This window comes from Oerskovia merdavium, assembly GCF_014836755.1.
GTDB classification, from domain to species: domain Bacteria; phylum Actinomycetota; class Actinomycetes; order Actinomycetales; family Cellulomonadaceae; genus Oerskovia; species Oerskovia merdavium.
Genome location: NZ_JACSQF010000006.1, coordinates 102,681 through 117,846, shown reverse-complemented (window position 1 = coordinate 117,846; position 15,166 = coordinate 102,681). Strand labels below are relative to the sequence as shown.

The following is a 15,166-nucleotide window of genomic DNA, read 5'->3' as shown; positions in this document are numbered from 1 at the left end:
GGTCGCTCACACCCTCCGACGAGCCCCGTCCTGCCTCCGCAGGGCGGGGCTCGCCCGTGTCGCAGGCCACATTCGCGGCCGCTCGCGACGTCCTGGTGCCCGAACCGTGAAGAAGCCGTGCGAAGATCGCCTGTGGGTGTCCCGGCGCACGCCGGAGCGACACCCGTGACGAGCGGGTGCGTGGACCTCTTCTCGCGACGGTCCCGTACCCGACCCACGATGACGGATGGGGTACTTGGTGTTCTCGAAAGTTCTGGTCGCCAACCGCGCGGAGATCGCGGTCCGGGCGTTTCGCGCTGCGTACGAGCTCGGCTCCCGGACGGTGGCCGTCTTCCCCTACGAGGATCGAAACTCCGAGCACCGGCTGAAGGCCGACGAGGCGTACCGGATCGGCGAGGAAGGTCACCCCGTCCGGGCGTACCTCGACATCGAGGAGATCGTGCGCGTCGCCAAGGACGCGGGCGCCGATGCGATCTACCCCGGCTACGGCTTCCTCTCGGAGAACCCGGACCTGGCCCGGGCCTGCAAGGACGCGGGCATCACGTTCGTCGGACCGCCCGCCGAGGTCCTCGAGCTCGCGGGCAACAAGGTCCGGGCGCTCAAGGCAGCGCGCGAGGCCGGGATCCCGGTCCTGGCGTCGAGCGAGCCGTCGTCGGACATCGACGAGCTCATCGCGGCCGCCGACGAGATCGGCTTCCCCATCTTCGCCAAGGCCGTCGCGGGCGGTGGCGGGCGCGGCATGCGCCGCGTCGACCGCCGTGAGGACCTGCCCGAGGCGCTGGCCGCCGCGATGCGCGAGGCCGACGGCGCGTTCGGCGACCCGACCATGTTCCTCGAGCAGGCCGTCCTGCGCCCACGGCACATCGAGGTGCAGATCCTGGCCGACGGCCAGGGCAACGTCGTGCACCTCTACGAACGTGACTGCTCGGTCCAGCGGCGCCACCAGAAGGTCATCGAGATCGCGCCCGCGCCCAACCTGGACCCCGCGGTCCGCGAAGCGCTGTGCGCCGACGCCGTGAAGTTCGCGCGGTCGATCGGGTACCAGAACGCCGGGACGGTCGAGTTCCTGCTCGACACCGTGGGGGAGCGTGCGGGGCAGCACGTCTTCATCGAGATGAACCCCCGGATCCAGGTCGAGCACACCGTGACCGAGGAGGTCACGGACATCGACCTGGTCTCCTCGCAGATGCGCATCGCCGCGGGGGAGTCGCTCGAGGACCTGGGGATCCGTCAGGAGGACGTCCACGTCAACGGCGCGGCTCTTCAGTCGCGGATCACGACCGAGGACCCCGCGAACGGTTTCCGTCCCGACACGGGCCGGATCGTGGCCTACCGCTCGCCCGGCGGCGCCGGCGTGCGGCTCGACGGCGCGACGGCGACCGCCGGGTCGGAGATCTCGGGCCACTTCGACTCGATGCTGGTCAAGCTCACGTGCCGCGGGCGGGACTACCCGACGGCCGTCCGGCGCGCACGACGCGCCCTTGCGGAGTTCCGCATCCGCGGCATCCGTACCAACATCCCGTTCCTGCAGGCCGTCCTGTCGGACGCGGAGTTCATCGCGGGCAACCTGTCGACGTCGTTCATCGACGAGCGCCCCGAGCTGCTCGCTGCGCGCGAGAGCGCGGACCGTGGCACCAAGCTCCTGAGCTACCTGGGCGACGTGACGGTCAACCGTCCGCACGGGACGGGCCCCGGCGGGATCGACCCCGCCGCCAAGCTCCCTGCGGTCGACCTGTCGGTCGCTCCTGTCCCCGGCAGCCGTCAGCAGCTCCTGGAGCTGGGCCCCGAGGGCTTCGCCCGCGCGCTGCGCGCCGAGACCGCGGTCAAGGTCACCGACACGACGTTCCGTGACGCCCACCAGTCGCTGCTCGCGACGCGCGTCCGCACGCACGACCTGGTCACGGTCGCCCCCTACGTGGCGCGCACGACACCGCAGCTCCTGTCGGTCGAGGCGTGGGGCGGGGCGACGTACGACGTCGCGCTGCGTTTCCTCGGCGAGGACCCGTGGGCCCGGCTCGCGGCACTGCGCGAGGCGATGCCCAACGTCGCGCTGCAGATGCTCCTGCGCGGCCGCAACACCGTGGGCTACACGCCGTACCCCACCGAGGTCACCGAGGCGTTCGTCCGCGAGGCCGCGGCCACCGGGGTCGACATCTTCCGCATCTTCGACGCCCTCAACGACGTCGAGCAGATGCGCCCCGCGATCGACGCGGTGCGAGCGACGGGGACCGCGGTCGCCGAGGTCGCCCTGTGCTACACGGGCAACCTGCTCGACCCGGCCGAGTCCCTGTACACGCTCGACTACTACCTCGAGCTCGCCGACCGCATCGTCGACGCCGGGGCGCACGTCCTGGCGATCAAGGACATGGCCGGCCTGCTGCGTCCTGCGGCTGCCGCTCGCCTCGTCACGGCCCTCCGGGAGCGCTTCGACCTGCCCGTGCACCTGCACACGCACGACACCTCGGGCGGGCAGATGGCGACCCTCATGGCAGCGGTCGCCGCGGGCGTCGACGCCGTGGACGTCGCGAGCGCCGCGATGGCGGGCACCACGAGCCAGCCCTCGATGTCCGCCCTGGTCGCGGGCCTCGAGCACACCGAGCGCGACACGGGCGTCTCGCTGCGTGCGGTGTGCGACCTCGAGCCCTACTGGGAGGCCGTGCGCCGCCTCTACGCGCCGTTCGAGTCGGGGCTGTCGAGCCCGACGGGGCGCGTGTACGAGCACGAGATCCCCGGCGGCCAGCTCTCGAACCTGCGCCAGCAGGCCATCGCGCTCGGCCTGGGGGACCGGTTCGAGCAGATCGAGGCGACGTATGCCGCGGCCGACCGCATCCTCGGCCGGCTCGTGAAGGTGACCCCGTCGTCCAAGGTCGTGGGCGACCTGGCGCTGCAGCTCGTGGCGCGCGGCGCAGACCCGGCCGACTTCGCCGAGAACCCTCAGGACTACGACATCCCGGACTCGGTCATCGCGTTCCTGGGCGGCGAGCTGGGCGACCCGCCCGGCGGGTGGCCCGAGCCGTTCCGCAGCAAGGCTCTCGCGGGCCGGGTCGTGCGCAACGCGGTCACGCCCCTCACGGTCGAGGACCAGGCGGACCTCGACGGGGACTCGGACGCGCGCCGCAACCGGCTCAACCACCTGCTCTTCGCCGGCCCGACCAAGGAGTACGAGGCGTCACGGGCCGCGTTCGGCGACGTGTCGGTGCTGGGTACGCAGGCGTACCTGTACGGCCTGACGCCCGGCGAGGAGGTCGAGGTCTCGCTCGGCCGCGGCGTCAAGCTCCTGGTGGGGCTCGAGGCGGTCGGCGAGCCCGACGAGCGCGGTCGCCGGACCGTGATGTTCACTCTCAACGGTCAGCTGCGCCCGCTCCAGGTGCGCGACCGGTCGATCGAGGTCGACTCGTCGTTGGCGGAGAAGGCCGACCCCGGATCGCCCGGGCAGATCGCCGCGCCGTTCGCCGGCGCTGTGACGCCCGTGGTCCACGAGGGCGAGGTGGTCGAGGCCGGGCAGACCGTCGCGACGGTCGAAGCCATGAAGATGGAGGCCGCGATCACGACGCCCGTCGGGGGCACGGTGCAGCGCGTCGCGATCGGTGCGGTCCAGCAGCTCGAGGGCGGGGACCTGGTCCTGGTCGTCGTCTGATCCGGAGGTCGGCCGCGGGCCGGTGGGGGAGCGTCACGCTCCCGCACCGGCCCGCGTCGTCGTCGGAGAAGCGGGAGCCCGACGACGGAGCTCCCGCGGGAGCGCGGGCCGCGGCCGCGTCCGAGCCACCTCGCGCCGCACGCGGCCGCGCACGGCACACTTGAAGCAGCAGCTCCCAGTCGAAGGAAGGCTCATGCGCCTCACGTTCCACGGACACTCCTGCGTCGCACTCAGCCACGAAGGAACCACGCTCACTGTCGATCCCGGGACGTTCGCCGACACGTCGGCCGCGCTCGCCGACCCCGGGACGCTCCTCGTGACGCACGCGCACCCGGACCACCTCGACGTCGCGGCGGTCGGCAAGGCCCTCGACGAACGCCCGGACCTGGTGATGATCGGTCCGCAGGCGGCTTTCGACCTGCTGGGGGAGGTCCCCGACGGCGAGAGGTACCGGGTCGTCGAACCGGGTGACGTGCTCGACCTGGGGCCCTTCGCCGTGCTGGTCGGAGGCGGTCAGCACGCGGTGATCCATCCCGACATCCCGCGGGTCTCGAACGTCACGTACCTGTTCTCGGCGGGCGGTGCGAGCGTCTACCACCCGGGTGACTCGCTCGTCCCACCGCTGACGGACCGGCGTCTCGACGTGCTGCTCGCACCGGTGTCGGCGCCGTGGATGAAGGTGTCGGAAGGCATCGACTTCGTCCGGGCGCTGGACCCGTGGACCGTGGTGCCGATCCACGACGCAATCCTCTCGTCCGCCGGGCTCGGCCTGGTCCACCGCCTGTTCGGGGTGGGGCGCACCGGCGGGACCTACGACTACCGTCCGCTCGAGGTGGGACAGCACCTCGACGTCACCCCGAGGAGCCGACCATGACCGAGCAGCAGGCCCACCGCGACCCAGAAGCCGTCGCGCAGGAGCTCCTGCGCGAGCACCCCGAGTTCGACGAGGTACCCGTCATCGAGATCGACGAGACCGTCCCGCCGCGCCCCGAGGAGGAGATCGCGGACGCCACGAGGGAGTAGGGGAATCTCCGGTCGGTAGTCTGGCGAGATGCGAACACGTGACGCCCGCACCGGGGGCGGCACCCGGTCGGCGAAGCGTGCACGCCGACAAGCCCTGGAGCGTCTGTGCGAGGCTTGCCACCACCCGTGGGGCGAGCACCCAGAAGCCGTCGCCGCCTCGGATGCGACCTGCAGTGAGTGCGAGTACGAGCTGGAGCACGGATTCAGCGACCGGGCCGCCTGCCGACTGAGCATCCCCATGATCGTGCTGGACGTGCCCTGAACTCTCTGCTGCTCGCTGTCCTCGTGACCTGGCTCTACAGCAGCGGGCGGAGCGGGGTCAGTGCGACCTCTCCGAGCTTGGCCGCGAGCGACCTGCTCGACCACTCCGTCAGCGTCAGCTCGCGGCAGTTGCTGAGGTCGAAGTCGAACACCTTCTCCATCTGTCCAGCGATGCCCGCGTCGACGATCTCGAGGTTGACCTCGTAGTTGCCCGTCAGGCTGAGGCGGTCGATGTTGGCGGTGCCGATGGTCGTCCAGCGGCCGTCGATCGTCGCGGTCTTGGCGTGGACCATGGCTTCCTTGTAGAGCCAGATCGTGACCCCACCCCGCAGGAGCGTGGTGTAGAGCCCGCGCGAGAGCCAGTCGGCCACGACGTGGTTGGAGCGCTCGGGCACCAGGACACGGACGTCGACGCCGCGTTGTGCAGCCATGAGCAGCGCGTCGAGGATCTCCCGGTCGGGGATGAAGTACGCCTGGGTGATGTAGATGTGGTCCGAGGCCCGGTCGATCGCATCCAGGTAGATGCCGCGGATCGGGAAGACGAGGTGCGCGGGGGCGTTGCGCGCCGCGCGGAGCTCGGGGAGCCACAGGCGCGAGCCCGGGTCCTCGAGCGGCGGCTGGTGGGACTTGCGGTTGGAGTTCCAGAAGTCGACGAACGCGTTGCGCAGCTCCCAGGCCGACGGGCCGTCGAGCCGGATGTGCGTGTCTCGCCACTGTGTCGCGTACACCGCGCCGATGTTGTACCCGCCGACGAAGCCGATCTCGTCGTCGACCACGAGGATCTTGCGGTGGTCTCGCCCGGACTTGCGGACGTTGAGCACCAGGACACCGGGACGGAAGACGGGATACCGGATGACGTGGATGGGGGAGGGGAACGTCAGGAACTCCCGCGGGACCACGAGGTTCGCGAAGCCGTCGTAGATCACGAAGACCTCGACGCCGCGCTCGGTGGCCTCGACGAGGGCGTCCTTGAACTCCTGGCCGAGCTCGTCGCCCTTCCAGATGTACGTCTCGAGCATGATGCGACGCTTGGCGCCGCGGATGGCGGCGAGCATCTCTCGGTAGAGGTCGTCCCCGTAGGTGAAGATCGTGGTCGACGTCTCGCCGATCCGTCCTTCGGCGGGAGCCGAACGGGGGAACCTGCTGGGGTCCGTGACCCGGCGCTTGCGGATCGCATCGGCGATCACGAGCCCCGTGGCCACGGTCATGGGGACGGCGATCGTGAGAACTGCCGCACGGGCCATCACCGTTCGGGCGAGCTGGACGGGAGAGGTCTTCGAGGGGCGCACCTGCTCACCGTAGCCTCAGGAGGCCGGGAGCACCCGGAGAAAAAGGGTGACGTCGGCCGGACCGGCCGCGACCCTCGCGCTGTCAGGGCTGCCGGGTGCCGATTTCACCCGCTCTGTCTGTTTCGGCTGGCGGTTCGCTCCCCATCTCCGCAGGCAGCCCGGTCGAGAGCGGGTGCGACCGGATCGCTGCGGCCAGCTCGCCCTCGATGCGGTCGAGGTAGACGCCTGTCGTCGCGATCGACGCGTGCCCCAGCAGCTCGGCTATGACCTTGACGTCCCATCCCTGGGCTACGAGGAGCGTCGCGGTCGTGTGTCGCAGGGCGTGAGGGGTCGCGGCCCGTCGGTACTCGTCGGGCATGCGGGCGATGCACCGGTTGAGGAGTGCGCGGATCGCCTGCGCGTCGATGCGCCGGCCTCGCCAGGTGAGGAGGAGGGCACGGGTCGCATCAGGGTCGCCGGGCCGCCGGCTGAGCAGCTGGGGGCGCAGGCCGGCGAGGTACTCCTCGAGAGCGCGCGACAGCGGCTCGGACAGGCTGACCGTGCGGACGGCCCCGCCCTTGCCCTTGATCCGCCAGCGGGTCTGGTCCGGTTCGCGGACGAAGTCGTCGATGTCCGCGCGAGCGACCTCGGAGACCCTCGGACCGAGGATGAGCAGGAGCGCGATGATGAGGCGGTCTCGCAGGGCGAGGTCGTGGTCGACGCGCGGTGCCGTCACGCCGGACGCGGTGCGCAGCGGCGACGCGGCGTCGCCCGTGCGCGGCTTGGTGCTCGCCGTCACGAGCAGCGACTGCGCGGCCGTCGCGGACAGTGCGGTCCGGGCGACACGCAGCCCGCCGCGGAGCCTGGCCGGGGGAGAGGCCCACTGCATCGGGTCGGCCTGGACCCAGCCGTCGCGTGCCGCGTGCGTGAAGAAGCGGGAGATCGACTGCCGGAACCGGTTCACGGTCGCGGCGGACCTCCCGGGGCCGTCGGGCTTGGTCCGGGGATCGGCGTACCGGCCGTCGGGTGTGATCTGGTAGCGCAGGAGGAAGTCGTCGATGTCGTCGCCCGTGATGTCGTCGAGGATCGTCTCCGGTCCGGCGAGGGAGGAGAGCTCTCGGAGGTCGCGCTCGTAGTTGCGCTGGGTCGTGGGGGAGAGGACACCCCTGACGGTCTCCGCGGACACCGACGACAGGTACGTGGCGACTGCCTCGGCGACCGTGACACGACGTAGGCGGGGAGGGGCGACCACCGTGCGACTCCTGGGAACGGGATGACATCGGACATCCGGAGCATAGGGGGCGCCACTGACACGCTGGAGGGGACCGGTCCTCCCGTTCGCCCCTCAGAGCATGGTGTTGTGACAAACACAATGGTTTGTCCTGTATGTCCTTATCTAAGAGAGTACCCCCAGCAGTGCCATCGCGAAAGAGGTGCGGGCAGCTACGCCCTCAGATGCCCGACGACGCAGCGAGGGGCGCGTCGCCGTCCCGCCCGGGCCGAACGTCCAGGAGGGCGCCCGCACTCGAGGGGGACCGGTCGAGCGCAGGGCGGAGCCACAACCGGTAGATCCACCAGGGGGCCGTGAGGACCGCGACGATCGAGGCGAGCGCAGCCGCGAGCACCGCCACGCCGAGCGTCGTCACCAGGAGCAGCGCCACGAGGGTCGCGCGCGCGCCGTGGACCGCAAGCCGACGGCCGGTCGGCGCCGGCGAGCTCCTGGGTGACGGCGCCGGCTCGACGACGGTCGGCCTGTCGGACTGCGCGGCCGCGAACGGTCCTGAGCTCATCGTCGACTCCAGAGGCTGCTGCGCGCCGCTGCTCGACGCCCTTGCGAAGGAGAGAGTCCGCCGCGTCCGATCCTGATGCACGCCGTGCGCCCGGCGAGGCTCGATCCAGTCGTACTGTGCGTGGTCGCTCAGGGCGCCAGGGGCCCGTCTGGCCGCACGAGAGGGGTGGCCCCGTTCGGCCATAATGACATAATGTACATTATCGGCGTTGCCGGGTGACGGTCGAGAGGGGCTGGAAGGGGCGTCGTTCCAACGATCTGTGGACCGGACCGTTAGTCACCGATCAGGTGCAGCTCCGTGGTCGCATCGGCGGCGCACCGCTCGGCCAGGCCGACGACCTCGTCCACGATGCGCGCAGCGGCCCCGGAAGCCGCGCCGTCGACGGATCGCAGCTCGGCGACCAGCTGGTCCGCGCCTCCGACGACGTCAGGACGAGATCTCCGTACGGGTCGATCTTCGCCAGCAACGGCCGCCCGCTCGCCGCGGCCAGCCGGACGAGCTCGCCCTCGGTGTCGCAGGTGGCTGCCAAGGTCCTCAGCGTGCGACGGCGAGAGCTCGTGCCTCGCTGCGAGACGGCGACCAGCAGGATGTCGAGGGGCATGGTGAGCATGGTGCCAGACGATGCGGGCGCCGCGGCCAGGAGACGTGTGCCCGCCACTCCCCCAGCTGTCAGCTCCCGGATGTGTATCCGTGCAGGTCAGAGCGCATTTCTGCGCTCTGACCCGCACAGTGACGGAGTGGCGACGCCCGCTGTCGGTCAGCCGGCCGCCCGCTTCACGAGCTCGGCGATCGTCGCCTCGTTCTCCGCCGTCAGCTCCGTGAGGGCATAGGCGACGGGCCACAGCGTGCCCTCGTCGAGCTGGGCGACGTCGTTGAAGCCGAACGTCGGGTAGCGAGCGCCGAACTTCTCCGCAGGCTGGAAGAAGCACAGGATCTTGCCGTCCTTGGCCCACCCGGGCATCCCGTACCAGGTCTTCGGCGCGAGCGAGGGCGCGTGCTCGGCCACGAGCTCGTGGATCCGCGAGGCCATGGAGCGGTCCGGCTCGGACAGCTCCGCGATCTTCTCGAGCTGAGCCTTCTCCGCCTCGGCCCGGTTCGCGGACGCCTTGAGCTCCTTGGCGCGCTCCTTCATCGCCGCGCGCTCCTCGGCCGAGAATCCTTCGTAGGCCTTGGCGGTCTTGGTCGACTTCGTGGTGCCGGTCATCGTGGTTCCCCTTCTCGGTGGGTCTGTCGTCAGGTTCGACGCTACTGACGGGCGCCGTCGTGCGCTTCTCCAGATCTGCTCGATCGTGTCCGACGGCGCGCCCGCTCGCGTCTCGAAGTAAGACCTCGCGTCGCCGAGGTTCTTCACTCCGCCCTCGCTCGGGGAATCGATGAAGAGATGCCCTGGAGCGAGGCACGAATTTCCGCACGGCAATGGCGAGAAATGATCAGGTCGGAAGGTATCGAAGCAGCCGTCTGGGCATACCGAGATTCAGTCGGCGAATCGGCAGCCTGCAGCGCGGAGCAGTCGGCGGAGAATTTCCTTGGTCGACTGCGCGTGCGGCGTGCTAGCGTCGCCTTGATCGTGACCCGTCGTCGAGGAGGTGAGACCCGTGAACGCCGTACCCGTACCGGGCTCTCCCCTGCAGTCCACGATCGCGCGACCGAGCTAGTCGTCGCAGGGAGCGCTTGCCCAGCACTTCGCGAAAGGCGACTCCCATGAACACCTCACCTGATTCCTCCCCGGCCCGCGACTCCTCGAACACTGACCAGAGCCTGCCGCGGCTCCCTGCCGGCGAGCGGGCGCTCGTCCTCGGGGGCGGCGGATCGACGGGCAACGCCTGGCTGATCGGCGTCGTCGCCGGTCTGTTCGATGCCGGGCTCGACGTGACAGCAGCAGACCTCACCGTCGGGACGTCGGCCGGTTCGACTGCCGCCGCCCAGCTGGCCGGCGCATCTCCGACCGAGCTGCTCGCGACGACCCTCGCGGCTGCTCCCCCACGTCCGAACGGCGCACCCGGCGGAGACCGAGGACATGCCCCGAACCGCGCGGTCGTGGATCATCTGGCGCGGATGAACGCTCTCATCGCTTCCGCCGACGACGCTGCTGACCTGCGACGAAAGGTGGGCGCCGCAGCGCTCGACCGCGAAGCGGCATCGGACGGTTCCTGGCGCGCTCGGTGGCGCGCTACCGTCGCTTCTCGGCTGCCGAGCCAGCACTGGCCGCAGCGCACGGTGCTCCTCACGGCCGTCGACGCCGAGTCCGGCGAGCCAGTCGTGTTCGACCGCCTCAGCGGGGTCGACCTGGCGGACGCCGTCGCCGCGAGCTGCTCGAGCGGCCTTCCGTACAGGATCGGTGACCGTCTCTACATCGACGGCGGCTACCGCCGCAACGAGAATGCCGACCTGGCCGCCGGGCACGAGCGTGTGCTGGTGCTGTCACCGTTCGCCGGGAGGTCGTTCACCCCACCGGCGTGGGGACTGCAGCTCGCTGCGCAGGTGGACGAGCTCCGCGCACGGGGCAGCGCGGTCGAGACGATATTCCCTGACAGCGCTTCCGAGCACCTGTTCGGAACCCACGCGATGGACCTGTCCCTTCGTCCGGCTGCGGCTCGAGCCGGGTACGAGCAGGGCACGGAGCTGGCTGGTGGACTGGCTTCGTTCTGGCGCTGACGCCCACGGAAACAATGGGCAGGTCTTCGGCGGTGCGGCGTTTCCACACCGCACCGCCGGAAATCCCCGACAATCCGTCCGAACCTCAGGTCAGTCGTTCGGAAAGGTGGACGGTGACGGCGTCACCGAGGTCCTTTCCGAGAGCCTTCCGCATCTTCGCGCTGATCGAGAGCATGTGGCCGCCGGCCCCGGTCGGCATCAGTCCCGCCGTCAGGTCGTGACCGTCCACGGTGGCGACCACCCGCACGGCCTTGCCGGTTCCCAGGAGCTCGACCGAGTCGGGCACCTCGACGCACGACCACACGTCGCCGCGCACGGTCACGCCGATCGGTGCGGAGAACGTCACGTCCATCGGACCTGGAGGGCTGCTCACCGGGTGGCTCCTTCGTCGTTCGTCGACACCGCTCCACGCAGCGCCCTGTTGCTCGACCCTATCGAGCAGCAACAGGCCGGGCAGGTCGGAACGCGCCGCGAGTCGGTACCCTGCGTGCCGACCGCCCGCCACTCCCCGACCCGCCCGATCGATCCACACGGGCGGTGCGCTCACCCGTCGCCCAGTCCGCCATGCGGCGAAGTATCTTGATGACGACAGACTTCGTCAGGAAGCCCTGAGAGCGCAGGCGCGCGATCCGCATCCGGCAGCATGCGGGCAGTTCGACTCTCGTCGCAAGATGCCCGATTTGCCCTCGGATGCGCCTGCCCCGTGAGTTCTATACCCACGGGGCATGAGCGCCTCTCCCCCGTCGGAACGTTGAAATTCCGCCACTCTCACGAGCCTGCAGGAGCCAAACGCACACCCCGTGGGCACACCACGGGCACTAGCCAGGCGAGACTGCGCGCAGTCTCGCGGACTCCAGAGCGACCGCGACGCCGTCGAGATCGTTGTCGAAGAGGTCGGCGTAGACGTCGAGAGTCATGCTCGCGGAGGCATGTCCCAGCATGCGCTGGACGGCCTTGACGTTCGCCCCGGCCGAGACGGCGAGGCTCGCCGCGGTGTGGCGCAGGTCGTGAGGGGTCAGGTGGTCGTCGATGCCCGCGTCGCGAGCCGCGCGCCAGAACCACCCGGTGCCGGACTTCGAGCGCTTGAGGTAGTCGCCGCGGTCGCCGTGGAAGACGACGTCGTCGCGCCCCTTGCCCTCGCACGCGGCAGCGAGCCGCATCGAGAGGAACGCCGGGAACGGGACCGAGCGTCGCTCGTGCGTCTTGGGAGTCCCGATGACGATGTCCGACCCGACCTCGACCGCGTTCTGGTTGACGCGCAGCCGGTGCCGGAGCATGTCGAGGTCCCTCACGCGCAGGCCGGCGGCCTCGCCCCAGCGGAGCCCGCAGTACGCGAAGACCAGGACGAGCGTCTCGTGCCGGCCGGCGGCGGTGGCCAGTGCGGCCACCTGCTGGTGGTCGAGGTAGGTGTGCTCTCGGCGGACCTTGCGCGGCAGGTTCACACCGCGGGCCGGGTTGGTGAGGATGCGGCGGTCGTCGACCGCGTCGTCGAGCAAGGAGGCCAGTGCGCCGTGCGCGCGTGCGACGGTCGTGGGACTGTAGGCGGCGCTCAGTTCCGAGACCCACGCCTGGACCGCGGTGCGCCGGATCTCGGCGACCGGGACGCTCCCCCACCGGGGGGTGACGTGCAGGCGCCACGAGCTCTCGATCGCGCGGGCCGTCGAAGGCTTGAGGTGGGTCTGGCGCTGGAGCCACGCTCCCCCGAGCTCGAGGACCGTCGACCGGGCCGCCGCAGGGTCGATGAACTCGCCGCGGAGCATCGACACCTCGAGCGAGGACGCGAAGGCCTCGGCGCTGCGCTTGGTCTTGAAGCCGCGCTTCTTGGTCTGCTTGCGCTCGGGGGTGCGGTAGCGAACCATGTACCGCCGTCCGGCGGTCGTCTCGTAGGCCTCAACGGTCGCCATGGTCGACCGTCCGCTGCTCGCCGTGTCCCTGGTGCCTCACACGAGGAACCGTACCGCGATCGTGGCATTGGAGACTATACGGACAGGCCGCCTCCGTCCCGCACCGGCGCGTCCCCGTCACGTCGGCGCACAGCGGTCGATGCCGGCCGAGGACACGTTCGTGGTGGACGAGGAGCCTCCCGTCGCCTGGCTTCTCGCCGCCGGACCGGGCGCGCGAGCGCACGTGACGGAGCAACGTCACACCCCGATTCTGCGCTTGAAGTTGCGCCTGCCCGCGAAAACCGGAAACCTGGTCGGTGGTCTCGCGGGAGTGCGTGTCCTACCCGATGCGCACGGTCTGCTGGGCAGCCTCGACGGGTGGGTTCGGCGTGCCTCCTGCTTCACCGGACCTTCACGTCCGACCGGAACACTCGCAGCCGGCCGGACGTTGACCCCCATAGACAACCCTGCCGCTACCCCTTGGAGGACACCATGGCCGACCGGTCCCTACGTGGAATGAGCATCGGCGCGAAGAGCATGGAGTCCGACGCGGGCGTCGACTTCGCCCCCCGCTTCCAGGCTCACTACGACTGCCCCAACGGGCACACGATCATCCTGCCGTTCTCGACCGAGGCCGAGGTGCCGGCGGTCTGGGAGTGTCGTTGTGGCGAGGAGGCCCTCCTGCGTGACGCGGAGCGCCCCGAGCCCAAGGCCGGCAAGCCTGCCCGCACCCACTGGGACATGCTGCTGGAGCGTCGCACCATCAAGGAGCTCGAGGAGCTGCTCGACGAGCGCCTCGGCCTCCTGCGTGCCGGCAAGCTGCGTCGCAGCGCCTGATCGACTGCCTCGAAGGGCCCGGAACTCCTCGGAGTTCCGGGCCCTTCGTCGTTCCGTCGGACGGCACGCTCGGTTGTCGCTCTGCGTGCCCGACGGCGGCGCGCACCCAGGGCGGGGCGGCTCGCCCGGGAGGGGACGCCGTCGGGCAGCGGGGCTCTCGTGGAGCTGGCCGACCGGTGTCCCCGCTACCGGCGCGCGGTCTTCTTCGCCGCCGGGCGCCGGGTGCCGCCCTTGCCGCCCTTGGTGCTCGCGGTCGGCGCCCGCCGGACGTGAGCCGTGATGCCCGCGACCACGAGCAGGACCGACAGCCCCCCGGCGATCCACCCGGGCCAGTAGCCCGCGCGCACGGCCGGGGTCAGGGAGTCGCGCAGGGGAAGGGTGGCGATCAGCTGGTCCGGGGTGAAGAGCTCGGTGCTCTGCAGCAGGGCCCCGTTGGGGGCGATGATGCCGCTGACCCCGACGGTCGAGATCTGCACGGTCGCGCGGCCGGTCTCGATCGCCCGCAGGCGTGACATGGCCAGCTGCTGGGTGGACTCGGCGCTGTACCCGAACGAGGCGTTGTTTGTCGGGACCACCAGGAGCTCGGCGCCCGCGTTCACGGCGTCACGCACCAGCTCCTCGTACGCGACCTCGAAGCAGATGACGTTGCCGAGCCGCACGGTGCGACCGAGCCGCTCGGAGGGAAGGTCGATCACGGCGACCTCGTCGCCCGCGATCATGTCCGTGGTCACCCGGTCCACCTGGTCGGAGAAGATCCGCACGAAGCTGCGCATCGGGATGTACTCGCCGAACGGGGCAGGGTGCTGCTTGGCGTACCGGTCGACGACCCCCTCGCCGGGGACCCAGAGGAGCGACACGTTGTACCGCCCACCCGACTCGGGGAACTCCTGGGCACCCACGAGGATCGGGGCGCCGACGGCGCTCGCGGCCTCGTCGATGTCGGCTGCGACGTCGGGCGTGGTCTGGGGGTCCAGGTCGGAGCCGTTCTCGGGCCACAGGACCACGTCCAGCTCGCCGGGGTCTACCTCGTCGAGGAGTGCGAGGGTGCCGTCGACGTGGTTCTGCAGGACCACGCCACGGTTGGCGAAGGACCCGAGCCCGGGCTCGTCGACGTTGCCCTGGACCGCGCCGATCGCGAGCGTCCCGGTCTCGGCGCGCACGTCGAGCGGGACGACGAGCCCGACCCCCAGCAGCACGGCCGCGGTCGCGAGCGAGCACAGGGCGGGAAAGACCTTGAGGCGGCGCGACTCGAGCAGGAACACGGCCAGCAGGACGCCGATCGCGGCCGTGAGCAGCGAGACGAGCAGTCCTCCGCCGAGCCAGGCCGTGCGCCCCAGCAGGGAGTCGACCTGGGAGAACGCGAGCCGGCCCCACGGGAACCCGCCGAAGGGGAACTCCGAGCGCCACTGCTCGATCGCGACCCACAGCACGGAGAACGTCACGACCTGCCACGCGAGGTTGCGACCCACGAACCCGATGCGTCGAACCCACGTCCACATCGCGCCCAGCAGCGCCAGGAACACGGCTTCCAGGACGCTCAGGGCGAGCCACGGCACGGTGTCCGTGGCGATCTGCGCCCACTGGATGTGCGGGAGGAAGAAGGCCAGCCCCCAGACGAACCCGACCAGGGCGTTCCACCAGGCGCCGTCGCGACGCATGGCCAGGAAGTAGGCGGCGACGCCCAGGAAGGCCAGGGGCCACCACCCGCGGTCGGGGAAGGCGGCGTTCGTCAGGAGGCCGCCACCGGCGGCGAGAAGGATCAGCAGCCAGCGGCTCGGCTCACGGGTCGACACTCGTGCAGACTACGCCACG

General features: G+C 70.6%; 12 protein-coding genes. 5 read left to right on the top strand and 7 right to left on the bottom strand.

What is annotated here, in order from left to right; all coding sequences use genetic code 11:
• Window positions 1-238 precede the first annotated feature (238 nt).
• The 3 genes from H9641_RS07585 to H9641_RS07575 all read left to right on the top strand — a co-directional run bounded on the left by H9641_RS07585 (window position 239) and on the right by H9641_RS07575 (window position 4,660).
• Complete coding sequence (locus H9641_RS07585; protein ID WP_191802607.1) at window positions 239-3,637, top strand: pyruvate carboxylase; 3,399 nt, start codon at window positions 239-241, stop codon at window positions 3,635-3,637.
• 193 nt (window positions 3,638-3,830) lie between these two features.
• Complete coding sequence (locus tag H9641_RS07580) at window positions 3,831-4,511, top strand: MBL fold metallo-hydrolase (protein WP_191802468.1); 681 nt, start codon at window positions 3,831-3,833, stop codon at window positions 4,509-4,511.
• Entirely contained in the window at window positions 4,508-4,660 is a 153-nt protein-coding gene (locus tag H9641_RS07575) for a hypothetical protein (protein WP_191802466.1), read from the top strand. The genes H9641_RS07580 and H9641_RS07575 overlap by 4 nt, the downstream gene beginning before the upstream one ends.
• A 296-nt stretch (window positions 4,661-4,956) precedes the next feature.
• On the opposite strand, the gene H9641_RS07570 is transcribed toward H9641_RS07575, so the two are convergent.
• The 4 genes from H9641_RS07570 to H9641_RS07555 form a co-directional block, all read right to left on the bottom strand.
• A complete protein-coding gene (locus H9641_RS07570) occupies window positions 4,957-6,210 on the bottom strand; it encodes a phospholipase D-like domain-containing protein (protein ID WP_318244442.1) in 1,254 nt (417 codons plus the stop codon).
• An 82-nt stretch (window positions 6,211-6,292) separates the two neighbouring features.
• Complete coding sequence (locus tag H9641_RS07565; protein ID WP_191802464.1) at window positions 6,293-7,441, bottom strand: tyrosine-type recombinase/integrase; 1,149 nt, start codon at window positions 7,439-7,441, stop codon at window positions 6,293-6,295.
• 199 nt (window positions 7,442-7,640) lie between these two features.
• The gene (locus H9641_RS07560) at window positions 7,641-7,979 is read right to left on the bottom strand and encodes a hypothetical protein (RefSeq protein WP_191802462.1); all 339 of its coding nucleotides are present in this window, start codon (window positions 7,977-7,979) and stop codon (window positions 7,641-7,643) included.
• Between the two features lie 757 nt (window positions 7,980-8,736).
• Complete coding sequence (locus tag H9641_RS07555) at window positions 8,737-9,183, bottom strand: iron chaperone (protein ID WP_191802460.1); 447 nt, start codon at window positions 9,181-9,183, stop codon at window positions 8,737-8,739.
• Window positions 9,184-9,680: 497 nt separating this feature from the next.
• Here H9641_RS07555 and H9641_RS07550 point away from each other — a divergent pair, with 497 nt between their 5' ends.
• Window positions 9,681-10,634, top strand: coding sequence for a patatin-like phospholipase family protein (locus H9641_RS07550; RefSeq protein WP_191802458.1), 954 nt, complete (start codon window positions 9,681-9,683; stop codon window positions 10,632-10,634).
• An 85-nt stretch (window positions 10,635-10,719) separates the two neighbouring features.
• Here the strand turns inward: H9641_RS07550 and H9641_RS07545 are convergent, their stop codons facing one another.
• Both H9641_RS07545 and H9641_RS07540 read right to left on the bottom strand, forming a co-directional pair.
• Window positions 10,720-11,007, bottom strand: a complete 288-nt coding sequence (locus H9641_RS07545; protein WP_318244441.1) for a DUF1905 domain-containing protein — start codon at window positions 11,005-11,007, stop codon at window positions 10,720-10,722.
• A 445-nt stretch (window positions 11,008-11,452) separates the two neighbouring features.
• The gene (locus H9641_RS07540) at window positions 11,453-12,538 is read right to left on the bottom strand and encodes a tyrosine-type recombinase/integrase (RefSeq protein WP_191802456.1); all 1,086 of its coding nucleotides are present in this window, start codon (window positions 12,536-12,538) and stop codon (window positions 11,453-11,455) included.
• A gap of 471 nt (window positions 12,539-13,009) precedes the next feature.
• Between H9641_RS07540 and H9641_RS07535 the strand changes: the two genes are divergently transcribed.
• Window positions 13,010-13,354, top strand: a complete 345-nt coding sequence (locus H9641_RS07535) for an RNA polymerase-binding protein RbpA (protein WP_030151331.1) — start codon at window positions 13,010-13,012, stop codon at window positions 13,352-13,354.
• A 185-nt stretch (window positions 13,355-13,539) separates the two neighbouring features.
• On the opposite strand, the gene lnt is transcribed toward H9641_RS07535, so the two are convergent.
• On the bottom strand, window positions 13,540-15,147 hold the full coding sequence (gene lnt / locus H9641_RS07530) for an apolipoprotein N-acyltransferase (RefSeq protein ID WP_191802454.1): 1,608 nt from the start codon (window positions 15,145-15,147) through the stop codon (window positions 13,540-13,542).
• Window positions 15,148-15,166: the final 19 nt, after the last annotated feature.